Source organism: Pedobacter humicola (genome assembly GCF_056490705.1).
The window spans coordinates 220,843-240,813 of sequence record NZ_JBWJIG010000002.1; the positions used below are offsets into that span (position 1 = coordinate 220,843).

Genomic DNA, 19,971 nt, shown 5'->3' on the forward strand with positions numbered 1-19,971 from the left:
TTTTAAAGGCCCGCCCGTAAACCGAAAGCGATGGTTTGCCCCGGAGGTAAGTTAAAGCCACTGGTTACATATTCAGGGTCGAGGTGATGTTTGTTCGCCCTGTAAATTATCCCTACGTTAGCCAGGTTGGTAAATACGTTTAATGTTTTTAAGCCAACCTTTTTTGCCAGGGACTTTTCGACCGCATAATCAAGGTTGATATACTGTATTCGGATATGGTCGCCCTTATCAATCAGCGTTTCAGCAAAGCGGTAGAAAGTCTCCCTGCTGCTTGAAACCGGATAGGGCATTGAAGGCACCTGGGTAAATGCCTCATCACCTGGATTTTTCCAGCGGTCAGTATAATCCGCATGTCCCCTGCCACTGGCAAAAAGGCTGCTGTAATCAATTCCCTTACGCCTGAAATAATAATCGAACTTAAAGCTGAGCGCAACTGAAAGGGTAAAACCCTTAATGCCAAAATCGTTTACTATATTGCCGAAATAACGAGGCAGCGCAGAACCGTGAAAAACCAGGTCAGCGAGTTTGGTATTGCTGATAATGCTGCTGTATACCTTACTGGGCTGGCCGTTCACAAAGCCCATGGGTTCGCCCGTTGCCGGATCAAGGCCTGCCCAGCGATAAGAAAAAACCGAGTATACCGGCAATCCCTCTACGCCCGAAACCACTGCATCAGACTGCAAAAAGTTACTCCCCTGGACCGATGGCAGGTAATATTTTATAACCTTATCTTTATACACTGAAAGGTTAAGCGCGGTGCCCCAGCTAAAGCTGCCCTGCAGGTTCCTTGAGTTCAACTGCACATCAAACCCGTTCCCTTTAATTTCAGCCACGTTGCGTAAGACTGTGATTCCTACCCCTGTGGTATAATCGATCGGGTATACGCCGAACAGATCGGAAGCATGTTTTTGGTAATATTCCACGCTGCCTGAAAGCCTTCTTTCAAGCAAACTGAAATCCAGGCCGATATTGAGCATCCTTACCGATTCCCAACGCAGCTCGGGGTTGGCATACTTATCAAAAATGGCATATGGCGATTGCGTATAAGGTGAATTAACCTGGTAACGTATGGTATTTACCCCGCTCATGGATGGATCAGCATTACCGCTGAAACCCAGGGTAGACCTTACTTTCAGCTGATCTACAAATCCCACTTTAAAAAAAGGCATTTTGGAAATATCCCAGGCCAACCCCACCGACCATAAAGGTTTCCATTTATCATTGGTGGCAACCCCAAAGAGATTAGAGGCATCAGCCCTTGCACTCGCCGATAGGGTATAAGTATCTTTAAAGGTATAAGCCAGGTTTACAAACTGCGAAAAATAATTGTTCACCGATTGGCTCAAACCATTCCCATCAGGAATATAGGCTGCACTTCCGGTGACTGAGTTCGGGAAAGTACGGGTATAATCCACCTGCCCGGTGGTAAGCTTATCGGTATCCAAACCATACATCCTGCCCGATACACCTGTTGATTGCGCTCTCCTCCACTCTACCCCGATCAAACCATCCAAACGGTGTGAGGCCCATGCCCGGTTAAAATCAAGCTGCCCCCTGTACTGCTCCGATCGCAAGCGCCCCTCGTTCCTATCCAGAATGGCACCTAACGGCACAGGATAGCTCACCACCCCGCCAGTGCCTACCTGGGCAAAACTGTTAATCAGGTTGCGGGTATAATAACTTTCCAGCTGCTGTAAAATCTCTCTATCAGTCCGCTGCTCCTCGATATTATATTTAAGTGATGCTTTAAAACCCAGCGGCAGTTTATAACCCAGATCGAAACTGGCCACCAGGTCGGTTAGCCTGGTTACATTTTCGGTATACTGATTATCCAAAAGCGGGTAATATGACCAGTCTAACAATTGTGCTACCGCTGGTGAGGAAAGATAGGTAGCCCGGTAATTCTTGGTAATGGGCAAAGGATTTCCGTTAGCATCGGCAAAGGCTGCATAAGGATAAAGTGAAGATGTACTCAATATCCCTCCAATGCCCGGCCGGCCACTGGTAACTTTACCACCTGTATAGCTGAATACTGTATTCAGGTTCAGGTTGCGAAGCAGCGTAAAACCATTACTAACCCTCAGGTTTTGCCGCTCATTCACCCCATCCAGGTTATCGACGTTTTTGTTGTAGCCCGAAGAAACCAGCCAGGAATGCTTTTCACTTCCGCCCGATAGCGAAAGCGCATATTGCTCGTTTACCCCGGTTTTGTACACATACCGGTCAAAATCGTCATAAACATCATGCGCGGCAAAACCTGACTTGGATGTTGCCAGCTCTGCATCAGAGAGCTTGCCCGCAGCATTCAAAACCAACAGCTCCACAAATGGGGTTAAGGCCGGTTTCTGCGAAGAGTTGATCAGGCTGGTATAATAACCCTTGCCGAATAAAAACTGCTCCACATCAAGAGCATCAGCAGAGGATATACGCTGCTCGTAACGCAGATCCGGCTTTTGCACAAAAGCCAAACTGGCTGAAAAGCTGACCGACAACGGCATATTTTTTTTGCCTTTTTTGGTGGTAATCACAATCACCCCGTTTCCGGCGCGGGTACCCCAGATGGAGGCGGCCGCGGCATCCTTTAAAACTGTTATACTCTCTACGTCTTCAGGACTGATATTGGTTAAATCACCTGAATAGGGAAAATCATCCACCACAATCAGCGGATCCCTTGGCCCGCGGATCGTGCTGATTCCACGTACAGAGAACTTTCCTGTTGCCGAGGTACTCCGGTCAAAGGTAAGCCCGTTGCCGATGGCCTCTAAGCGATCGAGGATGTTCTTTCCCACCTGCTGATCCAGCCTCGCCTTATCCAGTTTGTCAAACGATCCCGTCGCCCGTGTTTTGTCCAATACCTGGTACCCCGTGCTCACCGTTACATCGCTCAGCTGGTTATCGGCCGGCAGCAGCCGAACCATAAATGCCTTTGTTAAAGGCAAAATGACCGAAACAGAAAAGGTTTTAAACCCAACTGCAGTGGCTACAAAACGGTAGGTACCACCAGGCAGGCTCGCTGAAAACATTCCGTACCGATCGGCCATTAATTTACGGACCACCCCATCAGCCCCTGTCAGCTCGATATTTGCCGCAACGGCAGTGCTATCGGCGGCACTAAAAACTTTACCGCCAAAGGTTTCCTGGCTAAAGGTTATTACCGGACAAAAGCCGATCAATACAATCAGTATATATATATTTCTCATTTCAATTGCTTAATTTGTTCATTCATCCGGTCACGGATCACCAGTACCTCCATTTTTTCCTCCGCCGGCCGCAAACGAAGCCCATAAGGGCGAAGCCCGGCATTTACCTTCTCCAGGTTGTCTGTCTCATCTACCCTGATTGATATTCTGCCACTGATCCCGGTTTTGTTGATCACCGGTACCCTGTTCCAGCTCAGGTTTTCAAGATGATCAGCGAGCGCTTCAAGGGGAACATTTTTCAAGTTTAAGCCGGCCTTCCTAACCTTGCCAGTATCCGACCTCGCCAAACTCTCCCCATCACCACGAACATGAGCATTGCCAAAACGCTCGAGAATTAGGCATTCGGTTTCTTCAGCTTCGATCGCAGCCACATAAGGCGAATAGGTATTTAAATCATCCAGCATCATGGGATATAATTTGCCCGAAAACCGTTCGGGTACCACAAACTCATAATTGTAGCTATCACGAAGAAAACCCGAAGAATCCGCCCCTATATACCTGATCTGTTTATCCGAAAAGCGCTGGCCCATTGCTCGTTGCAACACCCTGCCTACGGTACCATAAAGGTGAAAAAAATCGGTATTGGTAAAAGCGCGCCCTATCAGTACACCTGATAATTTCGCTTTCCGGAACTGTGTACCGCTGGCCAGGCCAGATACCCGCCCTTTAGTTAACAGGCTATAGCGAACCAGGCCATCAGCAGGAAAATCTGCCGAACTAAATAAAGGCAGCGCCGGATCAATGTTTTTTTTATTAACGAAAGCACCACTCTCCCCCGACATAGCCTGCAACAATTTCGCCTCCTCCAGCTCTTCCTCACCCGTGATGGCCAGCACCTTCCCATCCCTGCCAATCCATACATAATGGGGCACAGTACGATGCGGAAAAATTTTATTCAGCAGCGTATCGGCCAAAACAGCGGCTAACGCTTCGCCATGTTCCTTTGTCCTTTTTTCCAAAAACCCGGCTGCCCTTACTTCGGATTCATTATTCACCAGGATCACCTGCAGATCATTCCGATATTTCTCTTGCAGCATTGTCATTTTCGGAAAACTGGCAATACACGGCGCGCACCAGGTCGCCCAAAAATCCAGTATCAGCAACTTCCCCTTAAATGCCGAAAGCGGCACCGCCATAAACTTGCGACCGGCCACATCCAGGCCTGAAACATTCCTTATCACTATATCCGGCACCGGCTGCCCGATCGCTATCCCTGACTCAGCAGTAACAGGCCTAGCCGATAGTATTTTCTCCTGAGCATAGACCCCAAAAAAAGGGCATAGCAATAGCAGGAAGCATAATTTTAGCTTCATTCTAACCGATTTCAAACGTAAAAAATTTAAAAATTAAATCTTTAGACCCCCACCTAAACCTTTCTCCCAATCCCCTCAATCACACCTTCTTCCATTAACGCCCGTACTGACCCTACCAGCCCGATCAGCCCATCAAACACCTCACCTACCTCTTCTTTACTGATGCCAAGCTCAAGAAAACCTTTCTTATCATTTAATACATAACCCTGAAACACCTCCAGCAGCACCAGCCTTATTTTATCAACCCCATAATGATTATAAAATAATTCTAGCACCTGCCGGGCAGAAAGATTCTCATAAGAATACTTTGGTAAAGTCATAGGTCTAGTTTAAGTTGATTGATAAATGGCAATAGTCACCCGGAAAAATGCAAGTCAAAAAGCTATTCATCACTGTACCCCTGACAGCATCCCCGGCCAAAAAATTAGGCATAACCTTCCCCAAACGGCAAAGCCATTTATTATTTAATTGAAAATCAGCAAAAAGTAATCGCCAGGAGCAAAAGCCTAAAAGCAAAAACAAGGCAGGCTGCATTATTAAAGAACCCGTAAAAATCATTAACCATTTAGGTTCCGCCTGCCCTGCCACCCCTCAAACGGGATTCTTTGGCTTCACAGCATAAAGCCTGTCAAAACGATACTTTTCATTTGCGCCCATACGCTCCGGTTTATATTTATGTTAGAAAAAAAACAGGTAAAAACCAGCCCCCTCCACATAAAAATATGCGGATACAGTAAACCGTATTGCGTAATAGGAAAAAGATACCTACCTTGGGTATGCGAATAACCATAGTAATGCGGCCTTGCCTAAACAGCAATAAAGGGCTGGTACCAAGCTAAATTAACCCATCAGGAATCAGTGCGCTCTCTCACACCAACCCTGTTTCCTTTGGGCTATTTTATACTCGGTAAAATCCAGCGCGCATTACGACGGAGAACAGATAACGTTCTTTAAAAAGAGTTTAAGGGAAAACCGAACTACCCCTTCACGGAAGTGGTATGAATTGATGGCGTTTAATTTTTTCGTTTTCATAAACGGTTAATTTTTATGTAAAACGATGGACCCACGAAGCGAGAAAGGAAGCCAGACTGGTAAAAACCAATAGGGCGAACTTCAATGCTTTTGCCAGTGGCACCGTCAAGAACCGCTTAAGCCGAAGGCTTAAGTTCCACAAAAGACTAACATGAAGTCCGCCCTATTGAATATAAGATATCACGAAGATAGCAAAACTCAATAGATACGGCGAACTCACGATCATCTCATGTGGAAAGTTTGACGGTTTTCTAGCATGAGTGACATCGTTAAAGCAAGGCTAAGCCCAACTCTATTTGTCGCTATAAATAACTGATAACAAATATAGTAAAACAAATTATACGCTCCAAATAATCGGAGCAATATTATGAAATATTTTTCAACTATAATATCGCAATTAGATTATGAAATCATTCTCAAGGTGAAGGCTTTAAGGGAGAAAAGAGGTCTCTCTCAAAGAGATTTAAGTGAGGAAATGAAATTGAGCAAGAGTTTTGTAGGAAAAGTTGAAGCGTTAGGCCAACCGGATAAATATAGTATTCGTCATTTAAACCTAATTGCCAAAGCTCTAAAAGTAAAGTCCGTTGCCGAGTTAGTGCCAATTGGTATTCAAGAACACGATATGATAAAAATAATTTATGAAAAAGTTTCCAAGCTGAATAAAGATGGTAGTGAGAGTAAGCAATTTGTTGAGAAGATAATTGAGATTAGAGAGATATAAAAGCAAATTGAATCTAAGATCAATCAAAATGAAAAAGCAATAGTGAGTTTTTCAAATTAGTTGGAAGCCTGTAAAGAAAAGTCAAGCTCATCTCTATTGTTCATCAATCGTAGAAATATGTTGCAACGAGGCTACAATTCGCTATCAGCGAAAATCTACTTTTGTATAGAACAAAAATAACTCCCTAGTTGGGCATTTCGGCAAAAATGGCCGCCTGTTTTGCATTTAAGCTGTCACCCCATTTCGCTTTAAAGTTCACCGGAATACACAACGTACCTTTCAGCGAAATTTATATAAATTTTAGCCCTATAATTTTCCCTATATAGGGCTTGGATATTATGGTGATATTGACCCCAGTAATGCATGATACTGACCCCCCTGGGGGATTTGGCCTGTCATAGCTGACGGCATGACAATTTTACCTTTTTTTTCTAAGACTTTCTCCTTTTAATTCAATTCTATAAGATGTGTGCACCATGCGGTCCAGAAATGCATCTGCAAGGGTCGAATCTCCAAAGATGTCCCACCATTTTTCCACTGGTAGCTGGCTGGCAATTATGGTTGCTTTTTTTGCATGCCGATCCTCAATTATCTCCAGCATATCCATTCGCTGTTGCTGTTCAAAATGAGTTAGTCCAAAATCATCCAGAATAAGGAGATCTGCTTTTGATATCCTTTCAAATAACTTATGCACACTTCCATCAATCCGGCTCATCTTTGTTTTCATCAGTAACTTCTGTACATTAAAGTAAGCGACTCTGTACCCTTGAGCACATGCCTGGTGCCCCAATGCGGAAACCAGGAACGATTTTCCGGTTCCTGTGGAACCGCAGACCAATATTGCCTCTCCTTTGGGGATATAATCGCCTGTGGCAAGGATTCCCACAGTAGCCTTGTCGAGTCCTCGCTTGGAATCCATGTTCAGTTCCTCGATTGATGCCCTGTAACGGAAGTTTGCATTTAACTGAAGACGTTCAAACCGCTTTCCATCTCGGTCATCGGTCTCTGCCTGAAGCAATATTTCCATCCCCTCACTCAAGGTTAGTTCATGTAGTTTTCTTGTTTCATTGAGGGCTGACCAACTACGGGTCATACCATGCAGACGTAGATGCCTGAGTTGTGTTTCGATATTCATTTTTTAGAATTTAATTGTTGTTTGTGAATAGTATTCCATACCACGGATATTGTTATGATCTGGGAGTGGCTGTTCCTGTTTCGGTTCATCCTGATTACCAACCATATTATTCTTTAGTATGCGTTCAACAAAGCGATATGAAAGATTGCGGACATTCATTGCAAGCTCACAGGCTGCCCCAAATTTGTCGGAATCCACACCTTTCTGCAGCCTGAGAAGCCCGTCACATGTACGGTAAAGTTGTTCCGGATGTGTGTTCTGCTCGAATATCATCTGGAAGAGAAGATGCAGTTCCGCAGATTTCTCCTTTGCCCTGGCGATATAATATTTAGGACTCCTCTCCAAATAATGCTGGTGATGTGAGCTCAGATGGTCTTTTTGCGTGGAGTAACCAGCTGGATTCAGATTCCGTACATGAACTGCAATCTGTTTGTTCCTGGCGTATATCTTCACCATGCTCCTGGTATATATTACCTGAACTTTTTGTCCTACATAGGCAAATGGGACGCTGTAATAGTGTTTATCCTTGCCCAGGTAGATGTGATTGTTATGCGCCACTTTGGGTTCTGAATAATACTTTACCTCAAAGCTTTCGACCGGAAGTGGATGGAGCAGGTGTTTTTCAGCTGCAAGAAAACGCTCTTCCCTGCAGTAGGGCTTTTGCTGCATCCTGGTCTGGTTATGTGCCTTTACCTTTTCTCGAATAGCTTGGTTGAGCGATTCGATATCAAAGAACTGACGGTTCCTAAGTCTGGCATAAACACGGTTGTATACCAGCTTGACCTGATTCTCCACCAATGCTTTATCTTTTGGTTTTTTCGATCTTGTAGGGATCACCGTAATCCCATAATGATTGGCAAAATCATCCAGTGCACGGTTGATCTCCGGCTCAAACCTGTCGGCTTTTATAACTGCAGACTTCAGGTTATCCGGTACCAATACCGCAGGCGCACCGCCAAGTTCCCTAAGGCAACATTCGAGCGCATGGAGAAAATCATCTACTCTCTGGCTCCTGACGGCCATTACAAAGCAGTAATCAGAGAATGGAAGCGATGCCACAAATATCTGGCAGGCAATAACCTCACCGGTCTCTCTATCAATATAATGCATCTGCTTACCGGCAAAGTCAACGAACAGCTTATCTGCGGCAAGATGCTCAAGCCGCATTCCGGGACGTCTGGCTATGAGTTGCTGACGAAGATGGAAACAGAACTGCGGATAGCTGTATGCAGGCCTGCAACCAGCCTCATATTCTTCATAGAGAAGTAGACGGGTCATCCCAACTGATTCAAGCTCCTTGGCATAATAGGTCAGGTTCGCCCGAAGATATTCAAACCTGGGATCTTTATAGGCTGGACTTCCTATGTGGAATTTGCCCTTTAGTAATGGGTCTTCCATCTCCAGAAGTTCCGAAATTGGAATCTCACCCGCGTCCAGCTTGGATATATATACCTTAACAGTATTCTTGCTGATGCCTAGGTTGCGTGCGATGCTTTTGATGGAATCGCCCTGTTTGTGAAGGCGTAATAATTGTTTGATCTGACTCATTGCTTTCGATTTTCCGGCAATCTTACGCTACTTTAGGTAAAAGATTATTTACCTAAGTAAGCCAAATCAAATTAAAGAGGGGGTCAACATGCTCCATTAGAAACTGAATTAATGCAGATCAAGAGGGGGTCAATATGCTCCATTACAAAATCTTTAATACCCAAGGGTGGGGTCAGCATCCGCCGGAATGTCAGTAAAAGCTTTAAATGGTTTTACCGTAAACCGATATTGGAAAACATAATTGGGGGGTCAATATGATCCAGAATATCCAGGGCTTTTCTATGCCTGAGTAAACTTTCTTCGAACATTTCTATAGCCCTAAGAGGAATATCTAATGAAAAAATTGCCTATCTTGTTTGTTAATAAAAAAATCATGCGCAACATCACGCTTCAAGAAAGGAGTATCATAATAGATGCCGCCTCAAAAAAAATAGGTTTCGATCTCACTAAATTCGACAAAAACGTAGTCAATATAATAGTACCTATTTTCATAAAAAATCTTGGGAATTTTGATGTTGAATTCCGAAAAGAAATTTTTGAAGGCAAACACATTTGGATACCTGTACAAATATTTGATCGTAATGAGGGATAGATTTACACTGACTAGTCTTATATCTCTTCTTCATCAAGAAGCAGCTCCAATTCTCCTTTAAATTTTCCCTCCACCAGAATGCCGTCTCGAAGATATTTAAAGAAGACGTCATAACTGTTAGGACTAAGTATATGAAATATGTAATGCTGATTTATGTTCTTTTTTAGTAATTCTTGATTCAAATCGGAAAAATGTTGTTTTGCATAACGATACTTTGCTTTATTCTCCTCACTATTATCTCCGTCCGCCTTTGTTTCGATTACCACAATATATGCAATTTGATTACGAACTATTTTGAGAAAAAAATCGGGATTAAATTTCTGAGTTTTCGAATGTTTCCCAGCAATACTAGTAATACTATACTCAATACCGTAAAAACCTTGATCTCTTGATTTAAACCAAGATTCGATATTTTGAGCATTATCCTTTTTTATTAGCCTATTAATAAACTTTAGCTCGGGCTCATATGATACAAAAATCAGATCAAAAGGCGTGCGGAATAAAAACGGATTTACTGAAGTAACATTATATTTAGATTCCAAACTATCTTCATTTGACGATAATAAATCTTCTAACATTTTAAGATTCTCATTAGAAAGCTCAGTTTCAAAATCCTCAGAATAAAATGCCGCTGTTCTATTTTTCAAACTTCCAACGCCTATGCTTTCCCGTTCAGACTGGGAAGTCGATATTTTAACTGGCTCTTTTACCACTCTCACGTTTTGAACAGTTTTACCTCGTTTTCTTAAGAGCGTACTAAAAGAGCTTAAAATTTTTTGCCTATTGTTCTCATCTATCCTATCACCTTTTATACCTACATTCTGCATAGATTGAGTAATCAGCTTAGAAATTTCCGCTTTTGGTGGGAGTTCATTCTTGGTATATTGTCCTTCTGGAAGCTGTAATATCTTACCTTCCCATTCTCGGGCATTCAAATCATCATAAATTTTATTTACGACTTCATTGACCGAATAAGAATTATATGTTATTAATGTATTCTTTGACTTAACAATTCCAGCTAGATCGGTGTATTCTGTATCTTTTTCAAGCTCAAGAGACTGCGCTGCTAGACTTATATAGCCTTTTGTATAATCAAAAATAGTATGCTCTTTGGTGCTTTCTTTTTCCGTAGCAATGCGATCATAATCAATATTATAAACATCGAAATGAAATTTTGATCTATCGGTTTCTGACAATGGGTTACTGTAAAGTCTTAACTCTTGTTCTAGAAGCTCGTCCACCAAGCCACGTATATTTTTGCTCCAAGCATCATGGTTAAAAACTCTAACTTTCGGCTGTGCAGATCGGTATTCTTCTGGTATACGCAATCCTCTACCTAGAACTTGAGCTATTAATAATTTAGAGTTGAAAGCACGATCTTCCCAAGGCACGATTTGGAAAACATTCTTAACGTCCCATCCTTCGGTAAGCATCGAAACAGAAATAATAAATTGCGTTGTATCTTCTTTATTATCTACGTTTCCCAATCTAGCTACATTATGCCTATGTTCAGTTGCAGATGAAACTACCATGATCATGCTCTTAGCTGAATCCTCATCCATTCCTTTACTCTCAATAAGGAATGATGTGAACTCTGTACTTAGCTGTTTCGCATTACGAATGTCTTTCGTTACTAGAATAGTTAAGGGTTTTACTTTTCTATAAACATTTACATTAGCTTCATGATTATCAAATATCTCTTGAAATTTCACACTATTTGGGGCTTCATCATTTCTTGAAACATAGTCAACCATTTTGACCATTCTATCATCGACAGCCTGTCTAAGTGAATAGCGATAAATCACATCATTGAAATATTCATTTTCTTTATAAGCTGTACCCGTGAACCCTAAAATATAATTGAAATTAAATTCCGTGCTAAGTAAAAACTCTTTCCATTTTCTTATATCCTTGCTTTCAGATGTATTACCTTCTGATTTGTTATACACGTGGTGACTTTCGTCATTTAAGACTAACACCCTTTGTCCTCGCATTAATAAACTGTCTCTAACCGACGATCCAGTTTTATCATATATAGCATGAATATTCTCAATGCATATGTCTCCGTCCTTAATTGTGATATTAGCATCAATAATCCTTGGGTTAGCATATTTTGCTGTTGATGGTAAAGCGTATTTTAACGTACTATCTCCACTTAGAGATAAAAACTTAGACTTTAACTCTTTTTCTATAGTTAAACTCGGACATAATAAAAGAACTTTATCTACAAGGCCAATTCCTAATGCTATTTGAGAAACTCCATACATAATGTAGCTTTTTCCTGCACCGGTCGCTATATCAAGATTAGCGCTCAATCTTGATGGTAGCTGAATTGCAGAAATATAGTCATCTAAATCTCTATATCTGTTATGTAATTCTGCATTTTTGCTATCATTCCAGTTTTCTTTAACAAGGTTTTCAACAGAGCTATATCTACCTCCTGCGATATACCTAATAGCTGTTTTTATCGCCTCAACTTGATAGCTTCTGCCAACGGTTAGAATATCCAAAAAATCGTCCCAAGAGGTCAAGTCCAGCTTAACTGGATCATAAGTTTTTGAAACATTTAAAACAAGGTCTTTGGTTTTGTAGGTCTTTATTTCCTGCATTTCTAATGTTTTTCTAGCTGGAAAACTTCTTTGAATTCATTGCCATAAATATCTACATAAATTGCCATAACTGCATCACCGCTTGAAGAATATTCGTCGACCAGAATAGTTAATTCTGTTTGATGAAGTAAATTATCAGCAATATCGTCTATATCAACATCCTCCTCTTTTTTTGACTTACTTTGTTTTTTTTCATTCGGAATTAAGTCTTCAGCAAAATAATAAGACTTCATATTGAACGACTTACCATCATATGTACTATCGATAAGAACCATCGATAAACTTTCAAAATTTGACATATCCCTTCCCGTCACATCTTCGGTTACGTGGCTTCTAAACTCTTTTAGCTTTATTTGAACAAGATTTTTAGTAATTAGAAGTCGACTTGTAACAGATGGTTGACGCATAAAGTGAAAGCCAATAGCATCTTCGAGGTCATTTACATTTTTCTTACTCTGCGGCTGTCTAAACTTCTTAAATTGCGTTTTATGCAATTCTTTTATGATATGATAAGGTACTTTCAGAAAATAATATCTGACCTGACCGATTTGGTGATAATCTGAAATGAAATCAACGAAGTTTACTGGTGCAATAATATAAAATCTTGTTCCAACCTTTTTCCCAAGGCTTTCATGTAAATTTTCGAGGTATTCCTCATCAACCATTGCATCCTTAAATTGCCAGTAAGGAAAGACATGACAAAGAAACCCATCATTTCGCTCCCCATCTATTGAAATACCACTAACTTTTTTTCCAGCGGTAGGGTTAATTTCAAATAAGTCCATTACGAATTGGCAATATTTTTCCTTCTCCAGGTTAAAAACTTTTTCAAGATCGTAATGTCCAGTATTGATTGTTACGAAGCTTTTAGCAATTTTACCGTATTGCTTTTTAGGGTCGTGTAGGTCTTTACCAACTTCAATGTTTAATAACCGCTTTTGTACTGTGTAAAAAGATAATTTACCAATATCACATGTAATCCATTTACGTTCAAGTTTTTCAGCGGTTGTCGCAACAGTACCACTTCCCGCAAAAAAATCCATCACTAAGTCTCCTTTATTTGTTGAAACTTCTATTATGCGTTGAATTAATTTTTCTGGCTTTTGAGTAGGGTATCCTATCCTTTCAGGAGATTGCGAGTTTATAGGATCGATATCTGTCCATAAAGCCTGAAGCGGCATGCCGTCAAGTTGATCAAGAAATTTTTTAATACGAATACCGCCCTTGCTTGTAAAATATAAGAGACCCTCTGCATCATACCTTGCCATAGTTTCTGGAGGACACCTCCAAAGCCCTTCAATACCTTTGTAAGTGTAAGAATAGCCGCCTCCTGAAAGACCTTTTGCTGTCAAAGGACTATCCGTCCATGGCCTCCCTTCTTCCTCTCTTTTAAATCTCTTAAGATGTTTTTCACTGTATTCAGTGAATTGAGGATTCCAAATAAAACGATCGGTCTTTGTGTAATAAAGAATATATTCTGTATTGACCCCATATTTACCAGAATCACTATGAGCACCTGTTCTTTTCCAAACGATTTCATTTCTGAAATTATTTTCTCCAAATATTTCGTCCAAGAGGATTTTTGCATAATGAATCTTCCGATGATCTAGATGTACATAAATACTACCATCTTCAGCTAATAATTCCCTTGCAACTATCAACCTTCGTCTCAAGAATTCTACAAAGTCCGCACCTTTAGCTCTGTCCCTGTAAGCAGTTTGACCAGCACCCGTTTTAAAATCGCTTTCGGTTGCAAATGGCGGATCTATATAGATTAACTTAATCTTTCCCTTAACACTATTTTTAATTTGCTCATCTCTATTTTCAAAACAAGTTTTTAAAAATTGTAAATTATCACCGAAAACAATCATATTACGCCAGCCATCGTCCCATGCTCGCCTTTCATCATTATAGATTTTTTCGACCTGTAGCGGAGCCGGACAAACTCCATCTTCATTAGCGAGTAAATCTTCTTTACGCATTTTACCACCGTAAATCAGTTCATATTCTTTTTGCTTTGTTGGAAACAATTTATATCTCAAATCATCAGGTAATGATTCTCCAGATTTTAATCTTTCAACTATAAAGTCAACTTCTTGGGCGGTGATTTTTATACTCATCAATTAAGATATTTTTTTTGTGTGGCGACGTTTTCTGGATTATCTAGCATCACTTGTATTAGACAAGTAAAACTGATAAACTAGATATTGAATTTGCTCTGAAAGCAGTCTACAAAACTATCATAAATACTTAAATTCTAACTCGTATATTTTTAATAATTCCTTTTTGTAGAAAAACAGCAACAAAAGTATTGTCCATACATTATCAAGTGCCTGCATCGTAATAATAAGCTCTATTTATTCGCTATATTTTTAGCACCAAGTATAAAAAAAGCGATCAATCGCACTAGACTGATGAGCTTTTTGCAGCCGGAGCAGTACTGAACCAATTTACAAACCAAATAACATCCTACAATCAAATTTTCATCCAAAGTGCGTGAGCGGTTGCAGCGGCATCCTCACGCAGGGAGATACAGCGGAAGACGCAACCCTTCAGGGGCACGCCAAGAGAAAAAACGTTAAGCGATAATCCAAGAAAACTAAAAAACAACATTACCCGCAAAAACCAAATTGTACCATACGCACAATTTATCCTTTACCTTTAATGCTTCAAGCCTAATTTATAAACAAAATACGCAACCATTAACCCAAACACCAACAGCACATTACACCAAGTTGCAAGCAATCTCTCCACATCACTTGCCTTTACTTATATGTTTAGTGATGTTGATCTCTAAAGCAACAGGGTTATGATTAGAGAACTAGAGATACCAAAGAAAAATATGCTGGCAACACTGGACAACCCAAGCCGTGTTTCAAGTTTTATATTCCCTGCAGAAGATTACAAGCAACTAAGATTATATATTGCCAAAGGATTGTCAACGATCCGACCAACACATATTACTTCGAAGTTGATTGAATTTCCTCTATTTTAAATGGTCTAACTTTGGGGAAGCTTACACATGTTTAAAATCCGGTTTACACCACCGCAGAAATACTTAAAACAATTAGGGGAGTTTTTTTCTGTTCTAGTCCTAATTATCCAAGATTTTAAAGATAAAGGATTTATAGAATAGCTTAACAAATTACCTCATTAATACCTCCGCAAGCGAATAAAAAAAGAACTAAAACTTTGGTTTGTATTTATATCCTTAGTATGACTGGCAATTATCCCATGAGTGACCACTAGTTTCTATATGAATTGTCCATTTCGGATATAGAAATTTCTAAAGCCCAATTCTTTACATCTGTTGACATTTTGCTTCAGCTAATCTATGTCGGTAACAAGATCATACCTGATGTAAAACTCTTTACTTTTATTGTTCTCCCCGATGTAAAACGAATCGTGAAGAATATCTGGAATAGGTATATATATTTTATCTTTTGTTACAATTGTTGTTGTAGGGAACTGGCTACCCCCGATAAGATTTTCCCCAATCTTTTTTTTAAGTTCTATGTCGTAATACAGTGAAATTTTATTAGATATATGGCCGAAAATATAAACTATTTTGTGATTTCCCCATATAATCTTGGTTGTATGCGGTTCAAAAAAAAAGTCTTTATCTCGGCCATAAAGTCTGTCTGAAATTGCTATGAACAATTTAAAGCTATTTAATTGGCCCCCAACAGCGTTTGTCTTGAGAAGCTTTATGCTCTTAGTTTCATGTTCCACACGCATTATCGGAGGCATCGCATCAAAACTTTCAATATTGGGTTTGTAATCCTCGATTTTATGAGCCAGATCGAACGTCAGCAGATCTGGAATTGCCTGTTCAATAGTACCTACTTGGTTCTTGTTTAAGGTCTGGGTATGACTCCTTGATATATTTGTTGTGAACTTCAACACTTCGGCAAGTGTTGCCTTATCGTTTATGTAATCATTCACCATTAGATCTATCTCCCCTTGCTCATCACTCTCTATTTTGAAAAGTTCCCTATTCTTCAATAAAATTTTATGAAGCGCATCTGCACCGCTCTTAGTTGAAGATGGAACATAAGGACTAAACTTTTGATATAGCTCAGCTCGAACATAATCCTTAACAAAAGGACCTAGGACTGAATAATCTACATCATAATAGTGTTTCAATTGCAATATCGATGGAGATTTTAAATCAATGAGAATTTTCACAACATCATTTTCCAAATTTACTTTACTAGTTACTCCGTGAGATATATTTGCAAAACGGATAGAAACATCTTTGATTAGGTAATCATCGTTGACCACACTATATATTTTAAACAAAATTGTTCCCTCGGCAATATCCAGTTCTGACTTGTCGTAGATTTTCTTTACTATAATCTCATCTGTTTGCTGCTTAACCCCAAACTTGTTTAAAAAGAATAGTTGAATTTGGCGCCTTGGGTTTGTTGGGCTCGGCAAAAACAAGTCATTATTTTCATTTGCAAACATGCCTAATGACTCTTGATTGCTTCCTATGTAATAGCTCTTGGATTTATGGGGGTTATAAGCATCTACATCCCTTAACCTTAACTCACGATTCTCAGGACTAACGCGGATAGTCAGGTTTTTTCCTAATGCGAGTAAACCTTTTGAGGTAATGTAGCGCTGAAATGAAGTATTTAAATTTGCTATATCAAGATCCGCCATAAGGATTGTAACTTGGTGCTCAACCGAAGAAAATAAAACATTTAAAACGGCGATACTATCTCTACTGAGGGCCTCTCTACCCGCTGTCGGGGTTAAAAATGAAAGATTTGCGAAACCGCCGAAGTTATATCCTGGAGTTACCGAGATTGGTGAGAGACCAAAGAAATTTCGGTAACACATGATGCTGGTCAGACCTTGCAATAAGGTAATGTTTCCTTTTTCAACTTTATTTTGAAAAGAGATATTCGTAATCCGGACATTTACGAAAGAATTGGCTAGCACGTAGCCTTCAAGATCGTATTTGAAACCACCTGCCAAGATATTTTTTTGTGATAGCGTCTGCTGAGCTAGCTTTTCGCCTTCTTCATAACTTTTATCGAACTGATTCTGGGAATATTTTAGTCCATTAATAAAAATTGGAATCGGCAAGTATTCAATATATGGTTTAAGGTAATCGGTACACTGCTGAGTATCTATATTGACTTCTGGACTCAAAGTAGCAATTACCTCAGTTCCAACAAGCCCATCGAATGGCAGTTGATAATTATCAATGCATTCTTCTCCAATTTTAAGATTTTCTTTAACAGCAATACTTCTGTAGGTAAAATCCCGATTTGTGGAGGAGGTTTTGACTTCTAGAATATCGCAAACGCCAAAGTTAGCCATTGCACCAATACCAAAAGTACCAATAACACCGGCCTGCTGCGCAATTTCGTTATCACGTTTTCCGCTTGAACCAGTTTTCCAAAAATTATTACTTAATGTCTCTAAGTTCATGCCAATTCCGTTATCAAGAATTTGCACCTTCCTTCCTTCCAGTTTTAGACGAATTTCCGGTGAATAAGAGGGATCCTTTTCCAACTGAATTCGCATGAGTACTGCATCATAGGCATTTTGAAGATTTTCTCGTAAAAGAGCCAAAGGAGAGTCATATATTTCAGAAGAAAGAATTTGAATAATTCTTGTTGTTTCTACCTGAAAGGTCAGTTTATTGTTTTTGGCCGTATCCATTGATTCTGATTTTATATTTTTTTAACTCATTTTGTAACTGCACATCATCGAAGGCCGCAATTGCATTCTCAAGGATAGTTGCCGCCTGTTTTTTGTCTCCTTCTGAAAGCAGGCTATCCATAAAAAAGACATATTCCTGAAAGGCTTCGGGTGAACTAAGCAGATCTCTAACTTTATTTGCATACTGACCAGCTGATTTTTCATTCATTTTCAGCAATAGCGATCTAATTATAGGGCTTTGAGTTGAAGTCGTGGCCACAATGGTTAAAAACTGCTGATAATTATTTTGAGCAAGTAACAAATGGAGCTCATCTAATTCCGACTCGGTTACTTCCTGAGCAATCTCTAAATCCGGGAATTCTATTTTAAGGTTCATTTTGCTATCAAGCGACTCATTTATTCTACCCTTTTCCCATATCGGAATATCATCCATATTTCCTGTGGATTCCCTTGAATAAAGTGTGCAAATTTTATTTTTAAAATCAAGCTTTAACAGGTTATATTGTCTTTTAAAACCAGTGGGAAGATGAGAGCGAGCGGAACAAAGTGTACCTGCGCTAACTACAAAAAGCCTTTTTGACTCCTCAAATTCACTATAGTTGGATACTAAATCCGAGTGATGCTGATGTCCATGCAATCCGATGCAATGATTATATTTATTGAGTAATTTTAACTGACGTGGATCCATATAGGTGTTATCATTCGGTATTCCTGAAACATTATGGTGCCAAGTCGCTAAGAGTAATCTTCCCTTTTTTTGAAGATCACGCAGTTTAGGATAGGAATCTGATAGGCAAACTGTGTTTATAAGGCCTGATCGATTTAGATGATCATTCCTAAAGCAACTGTTATAGCCTGCTATTGCTAGATTGAATACGGGGATATCAAAAATCTCAAACTGCTCTTCTGGCTTTAGTGAATAGGGTCTTCCGTAAAATCTTTCATAGAAATCGGCAAATGCACCTAGCCTGGAATTATATAGGTCTTCGTCAGCAATTTCATAAAAACTGTAATCAATCCAAGACCACCGGGTTGCTCGCTTCGGATTTTCCGCATCCTTTAACTTTGTTTTGTGTTCTTGGGGTGTCAGGCTAGCCATGTCAGTTTTGACCATACTCGACTTCGAAATACCCCATTGGATGTCGTGGTTTCCTGGTATTATTATAATCCTGGATTTATCTCCGTCCAAAAAATTCTTGACAAGACCATTAAGGAGTTCTGCAGCCTCCTGATATTGTTTAGTCACTTCCACTAATGCCAGTTCCGAATTTTCGTCATTAGAACCATAGATAATGTCGCCACTAACAATAACAATAGATGGTTTCGGAATATTCTCGTTTAAGCTACTGCTATAGCTATCAGCATCAACATCTAGAGAAGAAAGTAATTCTTTGTTTTTGATTATTCCATCTTCGTTTCTGTGCAAGTCCGATATGTGCAGAATTGTCACAATTTGATTTTGAGTAGTCACTGAGTGAGTTGAGTACGTGTTATTTTGATGATTAATGATAGGCAATTTGTCTGGGATTTACAACTAATGTATAGGAAAACAAATACACTTCATTTTTTTGGTCTTTAAAAGTTAGCTTCTACCAAGATAAATTCAGAGCAGAAACTCACTTATGTAGCTCCTAGGCAATTTACGAAAAATTAATTTGTTTTATCGTATCATCCTTGGAACATATACGTTCGTTTTTAATTTTTTCAAAAAGAATGACGTTCACTTTAGGCTGCTCCATATCGTCTAAGAATTCCAAAAGCAAATTTGCTTAGTGACATTTTTATAGATGCGGGTATTGAGAAGAAAAGTTTAATGGTGACTTTTACGGCCCAAGCAGATTATCCCACCAAAGCTATTAAATTTATAAACTCTTACGCATCGGGGCCCGGCTGAAGAAGGTATAAACCATTTTCTCATGGTTTCACTCTCAAGATTAAAAAGGATATTCTATCTGAATTGCTGCAAAAGAGCAGCTTAGAGTTGTCCTACAAAATTATATTGAGGAGGTCTGTAGATACTGATAGAACGGAAGATATAACGAGATGGCGTGAGTTAGATAAAAATTTTATAGTAAATTTTTAAGTTAAATTTTCATTCACATTAAACATTTTTAATATTGCATTATCACCCCGCCAAATTTA

10 protein-coding genes are annotated in these 19,971 nt (G+C 39.7%); 1 reads left to right on the forward strand and 9 read right to left on the reverse strand.

The window, feature by feature from the left end; genetic code table 11:
* Positions 1-2: 2 nt before the first annotated feature.
* The 3 genes from AC04Q1_RS04540 to AC04Q1_RS04550 are packed head-to-tail and all read right to left on the reverse strand — an operon-like array spanning position 3 to position 4,833.
* Positions 3-3,200 carry a SusC/RagA family TonB-linked outer membrane protein gene (locus AC04Q1_RS04540; protein ID WP_478362235.1) on the reverse strand — a complete coding sequence of 1,066 codons (3,198 nt, stop codon included), beginning with the start codon at positions 3,198-3,200 and terminating at the stop codon, positions 3-5.
* Positions 3,197-4,513 (reverse strand): TlpA family protein disulfide reductase, encoded by a 1,317-nt coding sequence (locus AC04Q1_RS04545; protein WP_478362237.1) that lies wholly within the window; start codon positions 4,511-4,513, stop codon positions 3,197-3,199. The genes AC04Q1_RS04540 and AC04Q1_RS04545 overlap by 4 nt, the downstream gene beginning before the upstream one ends.
* Positions 4,514-4,566: 53 nt before the next feature.
* Entirely contained in the window at positions 4,567-4,833 is a 267-nt protein-coding gene (locus AC04Q1_RS04550; protein WP_478362238.1) for a hypothetical protein, read from the reverse strand.
* Positions 4,834-5,912: 1,079 nt separating this feature from the next.
* Between AC04Q1_RS04550 and AC04Q1_RS04555 the strand changes: the two genes are divergently transcribed.
* Positions 5,913-6,266 (forward strand): helix-turn-helix domain-containing protein, encoded by a 354-nt coding sequence (locus tag AC04Q1_RS04555; RefSeq protein WP_478362239.1) that lies wholly within the window; start codon positions 5,913-5,915, stop codon positions 6,264-6,266.
* A gap of 418 nt (positions 6,267-6,684) precedes the next feature.
* On the opposite strand, the gene istB is transcribed toward AC04Q1_RS04555, so the two are convergent.
* The 6 genes from istB to AC04Q1_RS04585 form a co-directional block, all read right to left on the reverse strand.
* A complete protein-coding gene (istB, locus tag AC04Q1_RS04560; protein WP_478362241.1) occupies positions 6,685-7,401 on the reverse strand; it encodes an IS21-like element helper ATPase IstB in 717 nt (238 codons plus the stop codon).
* A gap of 3 nt (positions 7,402-7,404) precedes the next feature.
* A complete protein-coding gene (gene istA / locus AC04Q1_RS04565) occupies positions 7,405-8,949 on the reverse strand; it encodes an IS21 family transposase (RefSeq protein ID WP_478362243.1) in 1,545 nt (514 codons plus the stop codon).
* Positions 8,950-9,558: 609 nt separating this feature from the next.
* The gene (locus AC04Q1_RS04570; RefSeq protein ID WP_478362244.1) at positions 9,559-12,150 is read right to left on the reverse strand and encodes a DEAD/DEAH box helicase; all 2,592 of its coding nucleotides are present in this window, start codon (positions 12,148-12,150) and stop codon (positions 9,559-9,561) included.
* A gap of 2 nt (positions 12,151-12,152) precedes the next feature.
* A complete protein-coding gene (locus AC04Q1_RS04575) occupies positions 12,153-14,270 on the reverse strand; it encodes a site-specific DNA-methyltransferase (protein WP_478362246.1) in 2,118 nt (705 codons plus the stop codon).
* Positions 14,271-15,477: 1,207 nt separating this feature from the next.
* Entirely contained in the window at positions 15,478-17,829 is a 2,352-nt protein-coding gene (locus AC04Q1_RS04580; RefSeq protein WP_478362248.1) for an ATP-binding protein, read from the reverse strand.
* Entirely contained in the window at positions 17,807-19,300 is a 1,494-nt protein-coding gene (locus AC04Q1_RS04585; RefSeq protein ID WP_478362250.1) for a metallophosphoesterase family protein, read from the reverse strand. Before AC04Q1_RS04585 ends, AC04Q1_RS04580 begins: the two co-directional genes overlap by 23 nt.
* Between the last annotated feature and the right edge of the window lie 671 nt (positions 19,301-19,971).

What these genes read in the sequence shown, in the direction of transcription:
- AC04Q1_RS04540 (WP_478362235.1), bottom strand. Translation starts at nt 3,200, where the DNA reads ATGAGAAATATATATATACTGATTGTATTGATCGGCTTTTGTCCGGTA.
- AC04Q1_RS04545 (WP_478362237.1), bottom strand. Translation starts at nt 4,513, where the DNA reads ATGAAGCTAAAATTATGCTTCCTGCTATTGCTATGCCCTTTTTTTGGG.
- AC04Q1_RS04550 (WP_478362238.1), bottom strand. Translation starts at nt 4,833, where the DNA reads ATGACTTTACCAAAGTATTCTTATGAGAATCTTTCTGCCCGGCAGGTG.
- AC04Q1_RS04555 (WP_478362239.1), top strand. Translation starts at nt 5,913, where the DNA reads ATGAAATATTTTTCAACTATAATATCGCAATTAGATTATGAAATCATT.
- istB (WP_478362241.1), bottom strand. Translation starts at nt 7,401, where the DNA reads ATGAATATCGAAACACAACTCAGGCATCTACGTCTGCATGGTATGACC.
- istA (WP_478362243.1), bottom strand. Translation starts at nt 8,949, where the DNA reads ATGAGTCAGATCAAACAATTATTACGCCTTCACAAACAGGGCGATTCC.
- AC04Q1_RS04570 (WP_478362244.1), bottom strand. Translation starts at nt 12,150, where the DNA reads ATGCAGGAAATAAAGACCTACAAAACCAAAGACCTTGTTTTAAATGTT.
- AC04Q1_RS04575 (WP_478362246.1), bottom strand. Translation starts at nt 14,270, where the DNA reads ATGAGTATAAAAATCACCGCCCAAGAAGTTGACTTTATAGTTGAAAGA.
- AC04Q1_RS04580 (WP_478362248.1), bottom strand. Translation starts at nt 17,829, where the DNA reads ATGGATACGGCCAAAAACAATAAACTGACCTTTCAGGTAGAAACAACA.